Annotated in this window: 16 protein-coding genes; 2 read left to right on the top strand and 14 right to left on the bottom strand. The window is 44.9% G+C overall.

Going from position 1 to position 17,730, the window contains the following annotated elements; translation table 11 throughout:
- Nucleotides 1–11: 11 nt before the first annotated feature.
- Together xylB and Y697_RS14040 are read right to left on the bottom strand one after the other, a co-directional pair.
- Nucleotides 12–1,487, bottom strand: coding sequence for a xylulokinase (gene xylB / locus Y697_RS14045; RefSeq protein ID WP_121552422.1), 1,476 nt, complete (start codon nt 1,485–1,487; stop codon nt 12–14).
- Between the two features lie 13 nt (nt 1,488–1,500).
- A complete protein-coding gene (locus Y697_RS14040) occupies nt 1,501–2,676 on the bottom strand; it encodes an ROK family transcriptional regulator (RefSeq protein ID WP_121552421.1) in 1,176 nt (391 codons plus the stop codon).
- Nucleotides 2,677–3,176: 500 nt separating this feature from the next.
- On the opposite strand from Y697_RS14040, the gene Y697_RS14035 reads away from it, so the two are divergent.
- The gene (locus Y697_RS14035; protein ID WP_121552420.1) at nt 3,177–4,274 is read left to right on the top strand and encodes a helix-turn-helix transcriptional regulator; all 1,098 of its coding nucleotides are present in this window, start codon (nt 3,177–3,179) and stop codon (nt 4,272–4,274) included.
- Nucleotides 4,275–4,345: 71 nt separating this feature from the next.
- Here Y697_RS14035 and Y697_RS14030 read toward each other — a convergent pair whose 3' ends face one another.
- From Y697_RS14030 to Y697_RS13975, 12 genes are all read right to left on the bottom strand, one after another.
- Entirely contained in the window at nt 4,346–5,263 is a 918-nt protein-coding gene (locus Y697_RS14030; RefSeq protein ID WP_259462593.1) for an alpha/beta fold hydrolase, read from the bottom strand.
- 76 nt (nt 5,264–5,339) lie between these two features.
- Nucleotides 5,340–6,044, bottom strand: coding sequence for an ABC transporter ATP-binding protein (locus Y697_RS14025; RefSeq protein WP_121552419.1), 705 nt, complete (start codon nt 6,042–6,044; stop codon nt 5,340–5,342).
- The gene (locus tag Y697_RS14020; RefSeq protein WP_121552418.1) at nt 6,044–6,760 is read right to left on the bottom strand and encodes an ABC transporter ATP-binding protein; all 717 of its coding nucleotides are present in this window, start codon (nt 6,758–6,760) and stop codon (nt 6,044–6,046) included. The genes Y697_RS14025 and Y697_RS14020 overlap by 1 nt, the downstream gene beginning before the upstream one ends.
- A 1-nt stretch (nt 6,761) precedes the next feature.
- Nucleotides 6,762–7,700, bottom strand: a complete 939-nt coding sequence (locus Y697_RS14015; protein WP_121552417.1) for a branched-chain amino acid ABC transporter permease — start codon at nt 7,698–7,700, stop codon at nt 6,762–6,764.
- Complete coding sequence (locus Y697_RS14010) at nt 7,697–8,635, bottom strand: branched-chain amino acid ABC transporter permease (protein ID WP_259462592.1); 939 nt, start codon at nt 8,633–8,635, stop codon at nt 7,697–7,699. The genes Y697_RS14015 and Y697_RS14010 overlap by 4 nt, the downstream gene beginning before the upstream one ends.
- A 63-nt stretch (nt 8,636–8,698) precedes the next feature.
- The gene (locus Y697_RS14005; protein ID WP_121552415.1) at nt 8,699–9,934 is read right to left on the bottom strand and encodes an ABC transporter substrate-binding protein; all 1,236 of its coding nucleotides are present in this window, start codon (nt 9,932–9,934) and stop codon (nt 8,699–8,701) included.
- A gap of 94 nt (nt 9,935–10,028) precedes the next feature.
- Nucleotides 10,029–11,228: an acetyl-CoA C-acetyltransferase gene (locus Y697_RS14000; RefSeq protein WP_121552414.1), complete on the bottom strand. Its 1,200-nt coding sequence runs from the start codon at nt 11,226–11,228 to the stop codon at nt 10,029–10,031.
- Between the two features lie 11 nt (nt 11,229–11,239).
- Nucleotides 11,240–12,538, bottom strand: coding sequence for an acetyl-CoA hydrolase/transferase family protein (locus Y697_RS13995; RefSeq protein ID WP_121552413.1), 1,299 nt, complete (start codon nt 12,536–12,538; stop codon nt 11,240–11,242).
- A complete protein-coding gene (locus Y697_RS13990) occupies nt 12,535–13,713 on the bottom strand; it encodes a TetR/AcrR family transcriptional regulator (RefSeq protein ID WP_121552412.1) in 1,179 nt (392 codons plus the stop codon). Before Y697_RS13990 ends, Y697_RS13995 begins: the two co-directional genes overlap by 4 nt.
- Entirely contained in the window at nt 13,710–14,456 is a 747-nt protein-coding gene (gene fabG / locus Y697_RS13985) for a 3-oxoacyl-[acyl-carrier-protein] reductase (protein WP_121552411.1), read from the bottom strand. Before fabG ends, Y697_RS13990 begins: the two co-directional genes overlap by 4 nt.
- A gap of 11 nt (nt 14,457–14,467) precedes the next feature.
- Nucleotides 14,468–15,490, bottom strand: a complete 1,023-nt coding sequence (locus Y697_RS13980) for a 3-oxoacyl-ACP synthase (protein ID WP_121552410.1) — start codon at nt 15,488–15,490, stop codon at nt 14,468–14,470.
- A 172-nt stretch (nt 15,491–15,662) separates the two neighbouring features.
- Nucleotides 15,663–16,472 carry an alpha/beta fold hydrolase gene (locus tag Y697_RS13975; RefSeq protein ID WP_121552409.1) on the bottom strand — a complete coding sequence of 270 codons (810 nt, stop codon included), beginning with the start codon at nt 16,470–16,472 and terminating at the stop codon, nt 15,663–15,665.
- A gap of 134 nt (nt 16,473–16,606) precedes the next feature.
- On the opposite strand from Y697_RS13975, the gene Y697_RS13970 reads away from it, so the two are divergent.
- Nucleotides 16,607–17,611, top strand: a complete 1,005-nt coding sequence (locus tag Y697_RS13970) for an SIS domain-containing protein (RefSeq protein WP_121552408.1) — start codon at nt 16,607–16,609, stop codon at nt 17,609–17,611.
- Nucleotides 17,612–17,730 lie beyond the last annotated feature (119 nt).

Below are 17,730 nucleotides of genomic sequence, written 5' to 3'. Positions count from 1 at the left end.
ACTTCCTCCTTTCAATCAACTATTCTTTCCTGCAACTCACTTATCTCTCTATAGTTATCTTTTATGCTCCGATAAAGCTTCTTATAAATGCTGAAAACACTGTCATAGATTTTCTTAGCACTCTCACTCGGCCTATACTCCTTTTTCATCCTAATCCATGAAGAGGAATCGATCCCAACAGCTCCTGCAGCGAGACGTGCCGATCCATATGCCGGACCCTCATCAACTTCTGGTAACCAGATCGACTTGCCAAGATTGTCTGCAATGATCTGGCACCACGTATCGCTCCTTGAACCTCCCCCCACAATCCTCACGTTGCTAAGATCCGACCCAAGACTCTCAATTAGTTCTGCTCCCTCTCTAAGAGCAAAGCCCACACCTTCGTAAATGCTACGAAAGACGTCTCCTCTGCTGTGAAAAGTGGAATAACCAAAGAGGGTTCCTCTAGCGTTCGGATCGCGGTGCGGCGTTCTTTCGCCGTTAAGATATGGAAGGAAGACCACTCCGTTGGAGCCTGCCGGCGTTTTTTCGACCAAGTTTTCAAGTGCTTCAAAGGAGAGGCTTTCTCCAAATCTCTCTTTGAACCAATTAAGTGAGTTTGTGGCTGAAAGAATCACTGCCATATGATAGAAGTCATTCCCTGTCACATGTCTGAAAAGATGTACTCCACCTTGCGCATCTGGAACTCCTTGTTTGGTAAGAGCAACAACCGTTCCCGAAGTTCCGATGCTTACCATTGCATCTCCCGGTTGTTCAACCCCGCAACCATAAGCAGAAGCAGCATTGTCCGCGCCGCCGATCACGACCGGAACATCTCTCAACTCAGAGAGTGAAGGATGAGTGATTCTTCCAGCAATTTCACCCGATGCAATCAAAGCAGGATTCGCGGAGAAACTAATACCTGCAATCTCCTCAATTCGCCTGTCAAATTTACCGTTGACATCTAGCATAGAGGTTCCCGAAGCATCCGAAAAATCGGTAGCAATCACTCCTGTCAGCTTCATAACTATGTAATCCTTCGGCAGCATCCAGGTTCGAATTCTTCTGAAGATCGAAGGTTCGTTATCGGCAAGCCACAGCATTTTTGGAAGCGTGAATCCAGTCAGTACAGGGTTTCCAAATTTCTCGATGATTCTCTTTTCTCCACCAAACTGCTCGGTTATCCTCAAACACTGACGTTCCGTCCTCTGATCACACCACAAGATCGCGGGATAAACGACATCGCCTTTTTCGTCGAGCGCAACGAGAGAATGCATCTGTCCACTGACAGATATTGCAGAGGGACAGGTTCCATTCCTACTGGCGAGAGCTTTCAAAACAACCGAAACTGCATTCCACCATACCTCGGGATTCTGTTGAGCCCATCCAGGTCTGGGAGTCTCCATTGTTATTTGACGAATCGAAGAGTCGATAACATGTCCCTTTTCATCAACTGCGATTCCCTTCACAGAATTCGTACCGACGTCTATTCCAAAGTATGTGGTCATAATTCTACTCCCTCTAGACAAAATCAGCTGTCTTCTTATCAATAATGTGCAGAGCGGCTCCTATCATTTTCGAACTAGCCATTCCTTTTTCATGTAGAACACTTCTGATTATCTTGATGTTCTGACCAGTTGCATACAGAACCCTCGAATTCACCAAACCAGTCAGGTTGTGCAATGAGCTTTCTGGAATCATCGAAGCGACTCCGCCCAGAATAACAACCTCAGTATCAAGCGAATTCACAATGTTGACTATACCAACAGCTAGACTCTTCTCAATCTGGTTCAAAAGAGGCTCAAAAACGGGTTCAGATGAACTCAGGATACTCAAATACTTCTCGTTGTTGCTATTTCCTACAAGCGAAAATCCCATTTCATTTGCCCTGGCCACGATCGCTTCAGTGGATGCTACTGTTTCCCAGCAGCCGAAATTCCCACAATAACATTTCTTTCCATCAATCTGGACAGTCATGTGTCCCAGTTCGCCGGCAGAATAGTCACGTCCCCTGTAAATCTGTCCGTCGAACATTATTCCGCAGCCAATTCCCTCAGATACATATACGAACGCAACATCCCCGACAGAAACCAGAGAAGGGTTGTTCCATTTCTCCGCTATCAGCGATAGGTTCGCTTCATTGTCAAGAAAAACCGGATAACGTCTGGAAAGCCTTTCTCGCAGAACAAGATCCTTCCAACCGAGATGAGGTACGTAAACAATCCTCGAATTCTCAACGTCAACTATTCCAGGAACCGAAACTGAATAACCGAGAAATCTGTACTTGGGAATATTTCTAGAGATCATGTATGTCTCTGCAGAAAGCACTTTCATGAATTCATCGAAGTCATGAGGGGTACTGAATTTGTTGACAACAGATACTGAACCGTCGAAGAAGCCCTTGCCTACTATTGTTTCTTCGACTCCAATATCTATTACCACTGACATGAAGGCTTTCCTGTTTAGTCTAAGAACAATCGCCTTCCTCCCTATACGGCCAGTATCTTCGGCCTTGATCTCTTCGCAAAGTCCCATAGAAAGGTAGTCCTTTATTATCTTTGTCACAGTACTGGGATTTAGACCAGATGCGATCGCAAGATCTCTTCTCGTCGTCACCGGGCTCTTCCTCAATAACTGAAGTATCAGCTTTCTATTAGATCTTCCAATATTTTCTGAATCCAGCTTTTTGCCGACCAAGCAGAAATCCCCCTTTCTACTCTAGCTTACTACCAATTCCAGATTAGAATAAATCTCAACAGAAGCATTTAGAGACGGTTGTTAAGGAATATCACTCTCAACTTGTCTATTCCTAATTTATTTATTGCCGCAAAAAAATGAAAGAGTTTTGCAGTTGGTAACCTCTGATAATTCTTCTTTCGCTGTCTGAAAACAATTCAACCTTATTGTATGACAATTCTAACAGAGGGAAAGGATGAAGATACAGTCTCAAGAAGCCATTCTTATTGAAGACAAACAACTGGAAAACTATCGATTTAGCATTTCCTCCATTTCTGAGTCTTTTCTAGGTCACTTACCGCCTCAACAATTTACCTGAATAATCAGCCAAAGTTAATCAGATTAGTAGAGAAGATCCGAGAATGCCATGCCGCTGAACAAACTATCTCTTCCATCAAATACTAGGTAGTGACTTGTTTAGTATAATGTTAAGTGAGAACCCGATAGAGGAGGTCTTATTCATGCTGCTAGGAAAGATAAAGTACATAGATTGGCCGTCCTACGATTTTCTTTTGAGCATTATGAGGGTCAACTGCAACGAAATGATACTTGGCGCGTACAAAGACCAGGATTTTATTGAGCAGTTCAAACCTGATCTTGAGATTATTGATTGGGTAAATGAGACTAAGAGGTCTCTTCCCTCGGACATTGATGAACTTCTCGAACGTTTTTTTGATTGTGAAACGTATTTCGGAGCAGGCACATTTGCTCTGATCCAGGAACGAAATCTTGAAAGCCCGGAAGAGTTCATTGAAGCTCTGAAACAGACTTCTGAGAAGAGCATACTCGGACGTTTCCTCAGGACTGGATTTGGTTCGGACATAAACGAAAAAGAGGATTTTCAGTTTGAAGAGTTGATAGAGAAACTCACCCTGGACGAGAAGGAGATGCTACTTTTCATAACCGAGAGCACAATCTTCTCATCGGTTCAGAAAGCAAATCTTCTTGAACTCCTTGAAAACCCATCTCAGACAAAGGAGGATCTTTTATATCTATTTGAATGGTTTCTGGAAAATGTTTTCAACAAGATCAAGAATGATGTAAGGAAATCTAACCAGAAATATCTTAGATTGCTCGAAAAAAATATTCAAGAGGATGGGACAACATATCTTGAGAGACTAAATATCGTCAGTCTTTTTGACGTTCTTGAAACGGTCACTACTCTAGAACTGAGTGTCTCTCCTTTTCTTGGTCTCGACCAGGCAAGCCTAATGGTCAATAAGGACCGGTATCTTTTCATTCTAGGTTACGACAGGGTGGAGGTTCCATTCAGAAAGAAGGATGAGCGACTGGAGTGTATCGATGTTTTTGATGCTCTGGCAGATAGAGAAAGGCTTGCGATCCTTAAAGAACTCAGCAGGGAACCCAACCGCCCGGTTTCTCTTGCTAAGAAGCTGAAAATTTCTGCAGGGGACCTCAGCAATCATTTTGAAAAGCTGAAGAAGGGAAGATTGCTGGAAAGTGTTTATGATGGTGAACATGTGAAGTATACAGTCAAGTCCGAAAATATAAGAAGATTGGTTAATGAATCACTCGACAAGTTATTGGATGAGAACTAGGTTGAGGTAGAAGAAGAGATCTTTCCCGGCGAAATAACGGGGCCCAATGGCCCCGCACATTCTAGAAGTCATTAGTCGGTGAAATCGATGAACATCTCCATAAAAAGCTCAGTATTCTCTACTATTACACTGTGACCATATTCCTGGAGCACCTTAACTTCGATGTTCTTAACGAGCTTTTCGAATCTCCTTGCCATCTCCTCGGTGATTATCTGGTCGAGTTTTCCGACTATCACCAAGTGAGGCACTTCTGTCTTTTTCAGCTCGTCACCGAAATCGTATCTATCTAACGCTCTGGCATTTTCAACAAAACACTTTTCGTCCATCAGAAGAGCATCGTCAACAAGGCGTTCAAGAAAATCATCTTCCTTACGAGTAGGCATTACACCCATGAGCGCCTTTTTGAGAAGCTCTCTGTTTCCTTTGTACATCTCCAGATATGGATAAACTTCTTCCGGAGTGATTAACCCATCTGGCGGGGCCGGGTCTACCAAGATGACCCTATCAATCAGATCAGGTCTCTTTATGACAACGCTTTGAGCAACTGCACCTCCCAAAGAGTGTCCAACTAGAACAACTCCGTCTGCTTCCATTTCAAGTATGAAATCAATCACATAGTTCGCATAGTTATCAATGCTTATTTCCTCGAGTCTGTCGGATCTGCCAAAACTCGGTAGATCAATTGCATAGCCCTTAAATCTCTCAGGTAGAATCTCTAGAGAAGGCTCGAACCAAGTACTCGAAGCAAAATTCCCGTGAACAAAGACGACAGGAATTCCTTCAGAACCTACAGTCTCAAGATAGAAGATCTTCTTGTCCACTATCCTTGCATAATTTTCGACAACCATCCTCTTCATTCCTAACTCCCCCCTATCTGGCACTGAAGTTTCTTTTTCGTCACCCTTGATATTAACATCCATGAAGGCGAATGAAGCATTATCTTCAATACCGTCCGCAAAGACTTGTTCTGCCAGAAAAACACCAATCAAAAAAGAGAGAACAATAATGATTGCCACAAACCGCCTTTCTTGCATCGCCGTTCAATCCCAGGCTTCTCGCCTTGTGTCACAAGCCGAGATAAGAGCGCTTGACATGCTCATTGTGCATCAGATCGTCGGCGTTGCTTTCAATTGCTAGGGTCCCGTTCTCGATAACGTAACCCCTATCTATGACCTTCAAACCCTGTCTAACATTCTGTTCCGAAAGGATCATAGATACTCCTTCAGACTTTATTACGGACAGCTTCTCGAAAAGCTCGGAAACCAAAGAAGGCTGAAGTCCCACTGATGGTTCGTCAAGAATCAGCAGCCTTGGAACTGCCATTAGCGATCGGCCGACGGCCAACATTCGCTGTTGCCCTCCGCTCATCGTTCCAGCCAACTGATAAGCGCGTTCTTTGAGGATCGGGAATATTTTGAAGACAAAGTCTAACCTCTCATCGACTCTGTCTCTTGCCTCCTTGATATAGGCAGCTCCGATTTTCAAGTTTTCAAGAACCGTCATGATTGGGAATAACTCACCGTCTTGCGGAACAACAGAAATTCCCTTCCTAACAATCGTATGAGTTTCAAAGGGAAGAAGGGATTCGCCCTCAAAGAGGATTTCTCCTTCCTTCGGTTTCACAAGACCAATAATGGAATTTATCAAAGTTGTCTTTCCCGCTCCGTTAGGACCAAAAAGACCGACTGCTTCCTTTCCAACTGAGAAGGAAAAGTCCGAAATAACTTGAATTCTTCCGTACGAAACATATAGATTTTTGACTTCAAGCATCAGGCATCCTCCCCCAGATAAGCTGTGATAACGTTATGTTGCTGCGACACTTCACTGTACGGACCCTCTGCAAGGATTTCTCCTCTATCCAGAACAACAACTCGCTCTGTAATCTCCCTTATTACGCTCATTACGTGCTCAATAATGCAGATTGTCACTCCAGTATTCCTAATCTTCCTGACCGTTTCTATCATCTCTCTAGTTTCATCCATGTTCAATCCAGACATCACTTCGTCAAGGAACAGAATCTTCGGGTTCGTAGCCATCGCCCTAGCGATTTCAATTTTCTTTATTTCAAGCACAGTTATCTTGTCAAGGGTTTCGTCAGGCTTAGACAAACCGATTGTTTCGCAAAGCTTCAAAGCGCTTTTTCGACTCTCACTTAGCTTTTCGCCCTTTCCAAAGAGACCTCCTATCATTATATTTTCAATTACCGTGAGGTTCTTCAGTGGCCTTGCAATCTGAAAGGTTCTTGCGATGCCAAGATTACATCTTTTGTGAGCAGGAAGAAGTGTAATATCTGTTCCATCAAATACTATCTTCCCCTCGCTAACAGTGTGAACACCGGATATAAGGTTCGTTAGAGTTGTCTTTCCTGCTCCGTTTGGTCCTATCAGGCCGAGTATTTCGCCCTTCTGGACCTCCATCGTGACGTTGTCAACTGCGACAAGTCCACCGAAGCGTTTTGTTACTCCTTCCAATTTGAGAATACTCATTTTATCTTTCCTCCAGACGGCGTTTTCTGAATCCCATTATGTCTTTCACTGCGCCATATACACCGTTGGGCAAAAAGAGAACTACTACAACAATAATTACGCCGTAAATAATCAAATGTCCATAGGGCATTATCAGCTTCAGATACTCCGATGAAAGACCGAGGATGATTGCCCCAATTACCGAACCGACGGTAGAGTATATGCCCCCAACAAGAGCCATAGCTATCGGAAGAAGCAAGTAATGAGCTGAGAAGCTACTTTCTGGGAAGACAAAGCCATACTGCAAAGCATATGTCGCGCCAATGACGCCTTGGATAATGGAAGTGATTACAAATACAAGAATCAAATACTTGTATATGTTAACTCCGTGAGATTTCGCTACAGTCTCATCTGCCCTTATGGAATCGATAGCAAAGTGTATCCTTGTTCTCTGGAAGACTTCCGAGACAATAATCGTTACAACGGCAATTCCTAGCATGAACCAGTAGACCTTGTTGGAATCGTAGTTGAACAGAGTATTCTGCACGACCTTTCCGCTAGGTCCTCCCGAGATTTTGTGAATATTCCTAATAATCACCATAAACACGCTTGCCAAGGCCATCGTTGTAATTGCGAAGTACAGTCCTCTAAGTCTTAGAATTGCCATACCCAGGACTAGCGAGACTATCCCTGCAACCAACCCGGCAATTATTATCCCTGTGATTGGATCAACTCCAGAATCTGCAACAGCAATAATTCCTGCGTATCCTCCAAGTCCAAAGAAACCTGCAGTACCAAATGAAAGCTGGCCAGTTCTCAACATCATATCCCAACTCAAGGCCAGACTCATGAAAGTCAGTATAGTTATGGCGACAGTTATGAAGTATGATTCAGTCATTAATGGAAGCGCAATAGCTGCCGCGAGAAGAATCAGAACGAGAATAGGTTTTGTAATCTTCATAGTGACTGCCTCCTCAACGATCTTATCATGATGACAGCTATCAGAACTCCGAAGAAGACTATGTCCGACCAACCCGAATAACCCGGTATCGATTGAACGATTGCCTCTCCAACTCCAAGTACGAGTCCGCTTATTAAGATACCCGTCAGATTGCCAAGACCTGCCATTGCAACGAGACAAAAGGATTTCATTGTATATGCAGCACCTACCGAAGGAAAGATGGCAAATCTTGGGACCATGACTCCCGCAGCAATACCTAGAATCGCAACGGATATCCCAAATACAAAGAGGTAGACGAAACCCGTATTAATCCCAACAATCTTCGCACCCTGAGGATTCTGACCAACGGCAAATGTCGCTTGACCCAATCTAGTCTTTTTCAAGAAGAGCTGAAGTGCAATCAGAACTCCGAATGCAAACGCAACGTACAGTAGTTCATATGTTCCGAATCTTACACCCGCGATTGACGCAGATTCTGATGCGTACTCCACATACACGCTTCTTGGTCGAGTCGTCCAGATAACCTTCATCAGCTCCAGCACGATCATTGAAATACCGAATGTCAGTAGCAACTGGTTTAGATGACCAGCCTTAAGAACCTTCGTAATGGTCAACTTATAGATTATTACTCCCAGAACAAAAAGCAAAATAAAGGCCGGAATAATAGAAACTAGAGGATCCATGCCTGCGTTGACTGCAAAAAGATACACAAAGTAGGTCCCCAATGAAAGGAGATCACCATGCGCGAGATTCATTATCCCGACAACTCCAAGAGTCAGAGCTAATGGCAGCCCTATCAACGCATATAGACTGCCCCTTTGAATACCATAAATCGCAGCTAATGGCTTCCAAATTGCTACGATAACAAGTATTGCAACAAGGATAAAAACGCCTCTATGCTTTTTTAAGAAAGAGATCTTTTCCAAGTCCTTCACCACCCTGGTAACAACTTTTTAAGACAGTAAGGTCGGGCATCACTGCCCGACCTGCACTATTTGTTATCTCCCATCCCAGGAAGGGAATGGATATTTCGGCTCGGCCGTCTTGAGTTCGAGAGGCCAAATTACATGCTGTTCGCCACCCTGCCACTGTAGTATCTTCTGGGCGGTGAAACCCTGATGCTTAATTACGTTGCTTGGAGCTATCTTAAGAACTTCTCCAATTGGTGAGGGGTACTCCACCTGTTCCAGGGCTTCGATGAGTGGTTCCTTATCGATTGTGCCTGCGGCTTTGATTCCTTCCGCCAGGAAGTAGATATTTGTGTAGCCGAGCGGTGCAAAATATGTCGCCGGTTCTTCGTTAAACATCTCAATATATGCATTCCAGAAATGTTCGGCAACTGGGCTTACCTTGTTTATTGTTGGAGCCCACATCCCGTAGAGTGTCACTCCTTCTGCCAGAGGGGAGTCGCCGAAATGTGCCGGCCAACCTGGAGGCGCTCCGACGAAAAACCTAGGTGCAAAGCCAACTTCTTTGGCCTGCTGAAGCATTGGAAGAGCATCGGCATCGTAACCCGCCCAGACAAAGAGATCGGGGTCATACGCCTTAGCCTGCTGAAGCATCGCTCTGTAATCTCCTCCGCCAAGAGCGGCACTCTTGAAGGAGACTCCCATGTAATCGCCCATAACTTCGGACCAGGCACCTTGGCCTTCTGCCGCCAGTGCTTGCAAAGCTATATAAGATTCATGGGAACCGGTTCCAAACGCGCCTTCTTCATAGGCCAGGAAGACCTTGTTGATTTCAATGTTCGAATAGGCTTCTGCGAGGTCTGTCCAACCTTGACCATAACTTGCACCCTGCTGATAATCCCATGGATGCAAATGGAAATACCAGTCAGCATCTGGACCGACGGCTACTTCGCACTGAGAGCCAGCAGCTCCTATCCAAATCGTGACTTTCTGGAAGCTCTTCATAACAGGAATCTGCGCGAAGTGTACTCCAGTGCTCATTCCACCAACGAAGAAATCGACTCTGTCCACTGTTGCAAGCCTGGAAATCGCGGCCGCTCCCTTTTCGGGCGTCAGTTCATCATCGATTATGATCAGTTCTAGAGGCCTTCCAAGCAGACCACCTTCTGCGTTGATTTCGCTTACCGCGAGCTTCATTGCCTTTGCAGCCTGATCTCCCGTGATATCTCCCAGGGGAAGAACTGCTCCGATCTTGATTGGTGTGGCCGCAAATGTTATTGATACCGCCACTGCAACCACAAGTAGAACCAACAATACTCTTTTCACTTTCCCACCTCCTACGTAGGTTGTTACAGATGGTTTAGAAACTGTGTACTTCCGAACCTCTTTCAAAAAAGCGACGCTTTTGATACTCAATGAATTAGACTCTCTTCACTACTACTGCGGTTCCCATTCCGCCGCCTATACAAAGTGAAGCCAGGCCGAACTCAAGATTTCTCTTCTCCATTTCATATAGGAGCGTAACTATGATTCTGTTACCAGACGCACCTATCGGATGGCCAAGAGCAATCGCGCCTCCATTGACATTAGTTCTATCGAGAAGCCATTCCTTGGAAACCCCATAGATCTCCATAAGACCCTTCAATACTGACAGTGACTGAGAAGCAAAGGCTTCATTTAGCTCGATAAGATCGATGGCTTTGACATCCATGGACGCTTTTTTCAGAGCCTTCTCAACGGCTGGCACCGGGCCGTATCCCATAATTGCGGGGTCCACTCCGGCCTGCGCAAAAGAGACTATCTCCGCGATCGGTTTCAGTCCGTACTTTTCTACTGCTTCTTCACTCGCAAGGACTGTCGCACTTGCCCCATCGTTTATTCCCGAAGAATTCCCGGCTGTTACCGAACCATCCTTCTTGAAGGCCGGTCTGAGTTTGCCCAGAATTTCCATGCTCGTATCTCTTGGGTGCTCATCGGTATCGAAAACGACGTCTCCCTTTCTTCCTTTAATAACCAAAGGAACGATTTCATCTTTGAACTTTCCTGCCGAGATGGCTTCCTTGGCTCTTTTCTGACTTTCAAGTGCAAACTCGTCCTGCTCAAGCCTGCTGATGCCATATTTCTCAGCCAGATTTTCAGCAGTCACTCCCATGTGATAGTCATTGAATACGTCTGTAAGGCCATCCCGTATCATGTGATCTACAATCGACCCGCTGCCCATTCTGTATCCAAACCTGGCTTTGTCTAACATATAGGGTGCTATAGACATATTCTCCATACCCCCTGTAAGTACTAGCTCGGCTTCGCCTAAGAGAATATCTTGCGCCCCTATCATTGTCGACTTCATTCCAGAACCACAAAGCATATTGACTGAGTACCCTGGGCTCTCAATTGGAAGACCTGCCCCAATTGATACCTGTCTTCCCGGTCCCATACCCTGATTCGCAGTTAGAATGCAGCCCATTATTGCCTCTTCAATGTTCTTAGGATCGACCTTAGAGTGCTCTATTGCGGCTTTTGAAGCAGTCACTCCAATTTCCACAGCCGGTACATCCTTCAGAGTTCCTCCAAAAGTACCGATTGCTGTCCTTTTTGCACCAACTATGAAGACCTTTTTCATCAAGAAACCTCCTATATTAATCCAATATCGCTAGCTTGTTTTCTAAGCTCTGATCTGAAATCCGGGTGAGAAATATTGAGCAATGCTTCTACTCTTTGGAATACATTAAGTCCCTTCAATCTCGCCAATCCAAACTCCGTAACGACATAATCGATATCCTGTCTTGGTACAGTTACCGGCGAGCCCATAGGGAGAAGAGGCACTATTGTCGAGACGGTTCCTTTCTTGGCGGTTGATCTGAGGGCAATTATTCCCTTCCCATTCTTCGCCATCGAGGCTCCCCTATGTGTGTCAAGCTGTCCGCCAGTGCCACTGTAGTGTCGAGTACCAATTGCTTCAGAACATACCTGCCCTGTTAGATCGACAGAGATGGCCGTATTTATCGAAACCATTTTGTCATTCTGCGCGACCACGTACGGATCATTGACATAGTTGCCTCTGAGCAGAAGAACACCCGGGTTATCCTCAATGAAAGAGTACATTTCCTTTGTTCCAAGGGCGAAAGTTGCAATGAACTTGCCTTTCCACAGACTTTTCTTCCTGTTGGTTATGGCGCCCTTCTCAAATAGATGAATCATCGACTCTGTGAACATCTCGGTATGGATCCCGAGGTCGTGCTTGTCCTCCATAAGCTTTGCGACGGCATTTGGAATGCCCCCGATTCCGATCTGCAGAGTCGAACCATCTTCAACAAGCGACGAAATGTGACCCGCAATGCTCATCTCCGTTTTTGAAGGCTCAGTATCTGGCAGTTCGGGGATTTCAAAACTATTCTCGATCACATAGTCGACTTCGCTTATATGTACGTGAGTATCTCCGTGAGTCTTTGGAGCTTTTTCATTCACTTCCATAATTACCATCTTTGCGTTCTCGACCATGTCTCTTTCGTACACAGTGGATAAAGAAACAGTCATGTATCCATTTCTATCCATCGGCGAGGCGACTCCCCAGAAGATGTCTGGTGTGTTTGCCATGATCCTTTCCACACCGGCAGTGTGAAGATTGTTCGGAATGTATGTGACTGTCCTGAGACCGTTACTAACTGCCTTTCTGGCCCCTACCGAATGGAACCAGGACTCATTGAGAAACTTGCCTTCGTATTCTTTATTCACAAAGAAGGGGTATTCCCCAATGTTCAAACATGTAGCAACGGCAACATTTTCAACGCCTTCAACCCTGTGGAGGTTCTTCAGAAGTCCCTGAGCTTCCATTGCCGCCATGCTTGTTACAATCTTAGTTCCCGATCTGATGTTCCTCAAACCTTCCTCAATCGATATCTTTTTCTTCCTGTATTCATCATTCCAGTTCAACTAAAAGCACCTCCATAACCTTTTGCCATAAGAGAAGCCAGCTCTATCAGATATTCATCCCATTTCTCATAATTCTTCTCCTTGCCGAAAAGCAGATCAAGGCCCATGAAATGTCCTATTCCCATGAGGAAGACTCCTAGATCTCGAGATTCTATCGGTTTGATCTCATCCTTCAATCTAGCTTCTTCAAGAGCGCTAATATACGATGTAAGAAGCCTTTCGTAATAGAAACGACCTGTCTCGGGCTGCACAAACTCAGATTCACGCACTATGTTGTAAAGCTCTTTGTGAACATCCATAAAGAGCAAAAACGCCTTGAAGGATCTAACCTCTCTGTTTAACCTGCCTTCAACGCCAGTGACTGCGTCTTTCATTGTCCTTCTTAGATTCCTGTTCGCCTGGTAGACAAGCTCTTGAAGGAGTTTCCCCTTACTTTCAAAATGAAGATAGAACGTGCCCTGTCCGTAGCCCGCTTTGCTAGTGATGTCATAGATCGATGTCCCGAAATATCCCTTTACACCCATTAGTCTTTCTGCTGCCAAGAGGATTACTTCTTTGGCCTTTGCTTCGCCGTTTACTTTCACTCTATCCAAAGTGAAGTCCAGAGACGTACGATCCAGTTCTTCAGACTTCACAAAACCTTTTAGGGTGAAGTCGACGAGAGATTGCACTGTGAAATCGGGCACCCTTGTATCGTTGTAAATGATCCAGTAGATCGCAGCGAACCTTGAGCTTCCGATAATGAACCACAGTTCAGGCATTGAAAGTGAAGATCTATCGTCTAAGACCGTTGAGAGAAGAGCCTCCTTGTAAGTCTTGTCAACTGAGCTTTCTACGTCTGGAAACCTATACTCAGCCTCATGAAAGGCCATGAACTTCCTCCGCGATTCCCAAAGAATATCGAAGACTGTCCTGTAAAGGTAATAGAGCTTTTCTTCTGCAGTTCGTCCCACTACAAGCGTAGAGGCAGACTCAAATCTTGTCTTGATATCCTGGACGATCTCTTTGAATACTTGCTCCTTACCCGTGTAATGCCTATAAAACGCTCCATTTGAAAGTCCACAGGTTCTGCATATGTTGGCGACAGAGGTCATTTCGAAACCCAGGCGACTGAACAGCTCTTCAGCCGCCTCTTTTATTTGTAGTCTTGTTCTCTCGCTTCGAGAGACCTTCAAATTACGAGGCCCCCGTCTACGCCAATTATCTGACCGGTTAAATAACTCGACTCATCGGAAATCAAGAAGAAGTAGACATTTGCAATTTCCTCAGGGAGTCCCATTCTCTTCAGTGGGATCTTCTCTTCAAGCGAAGTTAGTATCTTCTCAGGCATTTTCTCAGTCATAGGCGTCTTTATGAATCCAGGTGCCACGGCGTTTACTCTGATCTTCGCACCCTTTCTTGTCAACTCTTTAGCCCAGCTCTTGGTCATTGCAATAACGCCTCCCTTTGAAGCGGAGTAGTTAGATTGACCGATATTCCCGTATACACCGACGATCGATGAAGTATTCACTATAGCGCCTCTACCTTGATCTATCATCACTGGAGCGACCGCCTGCGTCATGTTGAATACACCTTTCAAGTTGACGTTGATAACCATGTCCCAATCCTCTTCGGACATCCTCTGAATCAACGCGTCTCTCGTCACTCCGGCATTATTGACAAGCCCATCAATGTGACCAAATTCGCTTTTGATTTCATTAATCAATTCAGCTATTGCGGGCCTGTCTGTAACGTTGAGCCTTTTCGGAATTACTTTGCCTGGAAGCGCGGAGAATTCCTTTTTCAGATTATCCAATCCTTCGACGTCCATATCGCAGGCGTAGACAATCGCGCCTTCACCGGCAAACTTTTCGACTGCAGCTTTACCCAGTCCACTTGCGCCACCAGTTATGATGACAACTTTACCTTCCATTCTCACCTTTTCGCCTCCTAATTCTTGCCCCATTTCACTGTTGTCGCGGCCCAGACGAAACCCAATCCGGCGCCGACCATAACTATCACATCACCATCTTTGATCTTTCCTTCTTTCAAACCCAATTCAATTGAGAGAATCTGATCATTTTGTCCAAGATGGCCGTAATAATCAAGGTACGTACTCTGATTTTCCTTCAGTCCGAGCTCTTCAAGAACTGCAAAATGAGCCGATCTTTTGAAATGTAAAATCGCTAAATAATCGATATCACTTTCAGAATAGCCACTCTTTCTCAGTGACTCTCTGATTACCCAGTAGAAATTCGGCATTGTAGTCTCTCCAAGGCGTTTCTTGAACTCCGTAGGGTCTCCTTGGACAGAGAAATGATAGTTCATTGCGTCTTCAGGACTCATAGGCCATTTTTTTGTTCCCCCGACTGGGACGATACACAGCTCGGAGAATGACCCGTCACCCTTGAACGCCGAAGATAGAACAACGTTCTCATTATGGCCTTTCTTAAGAACCACAGCAGCTCCGCTTGCCCCAACGTCAAGCATAAACGAAGTAGATGGTTCAGAAAGATTCATGAGATCCACATTTCTATAGCCGCTTACAAGCAGGACTGTATGAACATCGTCTCTAGCGATCATTAAACTCTTTGCTACGTCAATACCGGCCATCATAGATCCACACATTGCTTCCATATCAAAAGACCAAGCGTTGATAGCGCCGATTTCGTCAGCAACCTTCAGTCCCGCCAGCCAGCACGGGTAGTCTTTATGTTGAGCGCCGTTCCAGATTATTAGATCAATGTCCTTGGGATCAGTCCCGGCATTCTCAAGAGCTTTTAATGCCGCTTTGATTCCCAAATTGCTTGTGGTGTCATGGGGACCGGGCATCAATCTTCTCTTCACTCCAAACTTCAATTCGATTACGTCTCGAGGAATTCCTGTCGCCTCCGCAATCTCATCTGGTGTCATGAATCCCTCGGGTATGTATGTCCCGATTCCCGCTATTCCAATCACTGGAACTGAACCCACTAAGATCACCTCTCATTATCTGCATGTCGTGATTCATCTCTCATAAATGAAAGCTGAATCATCTCTCACTTCTAGATTACATTATTATTCTCAGTTTATTAAATTCGATCTGGGGCGTTTAAGCTTGATTATTCATAAGACAAGGTGATTAGCTCGTTGATTGTCTCTTTTACTAACAATTCTTCAGTACAAAACCTATTATTGACGTCATGAATTCTCCAGGCTTTTCAAGGAAAGCTCCGTGACCGGCATCCTTAATAATTAGAAATTCTGAGTTTTCAACTCTTTCATGGATCATTTTCATCTCTTCTATCGGAGTAATAATGTCCCGATCGGCACCAAGGAGCAAAGTGGGGCATTGAATTTTGTCTAGTTTGTCAAGAACGTTGAAGTCGGGATTGGAAGAGATGAGTCTTATGAATCCTTCAAACCAAGCTCTATCAAGAGTCGATTTGAACATCTTCTGACGTTCCTTTAGCCATGCAAGGTTTCGGTTGTAGAAGTAATCTGAGTAGATGAAAGGTATTGCGAGTTTGAAAAATCGCTCGCCGTCGAAAAGTTCTGCCGCTTCCTTCCATGCTTCACCGAGTTCTGCGAGATAAGGAGAGATCCTTGCCGGGGTGTTTGCAAGCACTAATGATTTGACTCTGCCGGGATTGGCAACAGCCAGCATTTCAGCGACCTGTCCGCCATAGGATAGGCCAACTATGTTTCCTTGAGCAATTCTCAGGTGATCTAGAAGATCAACGACATCACTCGTATGAACGGAGATGTGGTATTGCAGGTCCTTTCTTTCTGACCGGCCCTGATCTCTGAAATCCATCAAGATCAGCCTGAAATGCTTAGCGAAACCCGAGATAAAACCCGCCCATGATGGCGTTGACATCATAATTCCATTTAGAATGAGAAGTGGTGGATTCTTCTCATTTCCATGTTCTTCAAAATAGATCTGTGTGCCATCCTTTGTTCTAAATAGTGACATATCTTCACCTCCGTAATGATTATGGCACCGATTCGGGCAGTTAGTCAAAACACCGCCCTTTGATGATAAACTCATAAATGAGAGCCAAACACGATGCCGAGAGCACTGAATTACTAAAAGAAGGGATGGTCTGAATGTCTAAATTCATGAAGGATACGTTGGAACAACCCGAAGCAGTCAGAAAGCTTATCTCAACTTCCGATGTTGTATCCGCAAAAGTAGAGGGACTGGACTTTGACAAAGTATTATTCACTGGAATGGGGGCGTCACTACACGCTGCAGAAGTAGCTGCTTCCTTTCTCAGATCCTCCGGTATAGACGCGGTAAGCGCGGAGATGTCCGAGATAATCTCTTATTCTTCTGGAGAAACAATCAAGAAGTATACGACAATCTTTTTAATAAGCCAATCTGGAGAAAGCGCTGAACTAATAAGGTTTATCGAAGACAACAGGAATCTCGCACGGAGGATGGCTCTAATAACAAACAACGGCCAGAGCAGTGCTGCGAAGAATTTCCCTGAAGAGAGAGTCTTTCTTCTCAATGCAGGAGATGAAAGATCTATGGGAGCCACGAAGACCTTTGTGAATAGCATTGTTTTGATGCTGATAATCGCAGCTTCTAAGACGACCAAGCAGATTGACTTCTCCAACCTGCCTTCTAGAATGGAAGAAGCTCTTGCACTTGATGTTTCATGGCTCGCAACTCTCCTATCTGAAAAGAGGGAAAGGATACTTGTGGCCAGAGGATTCGGAATCGGGGTAGGCAGGATGGCAAGACTGATGTTTGCTGAAGTTGCGAAAATGAGCTTGATATTCTACACAGGCGCTGCTTTCAGGCATGGCCCGGTCGAGCTTTTGATAGACAAACCCGTTGTACTTACCCTGAATCCATCCGGAGCCACTCACGACTTAATGAAGGAACTTCACAGTGACATTTCCGACAAGTGTGACTTGATAACTCTTTCTAACTCAAAGAACGGGAGCGTTGAGACCGTTTACGTATCCGAGGGCCTTGATGAAGTGCTTGCATCGATTCCAATGATGAATGTACTTCAGAAGACCGTGGAAGAGATTGCTAAGAAGAGAGGCTTTGATCCCGGAGCCGGGGTGTACGGAACTAAGGTCACTACAAAAGAGTAGAATTTTCACTGCCATTACTCTTCAGAAGGGCTCTTACTCAAAGACCCACAAAAAAACCTAAGACTTAACTCAAATAGTATTCTACTCGCCGAAAAGAGAAGAATGACACTTCAGTTACG

It is taken from the genome of Mesotoga sp. BH458_6_3_2_1 (genome assembly GCF_003664995.1).
Lineage (GTDB): Bacteria > Thermotogota > Thermotogae > Petrotogales > Kosmotogaceae > Mesotoga.
This window is presented reverse-complemented; position numbering and strand designations above follow the sequence as displayed.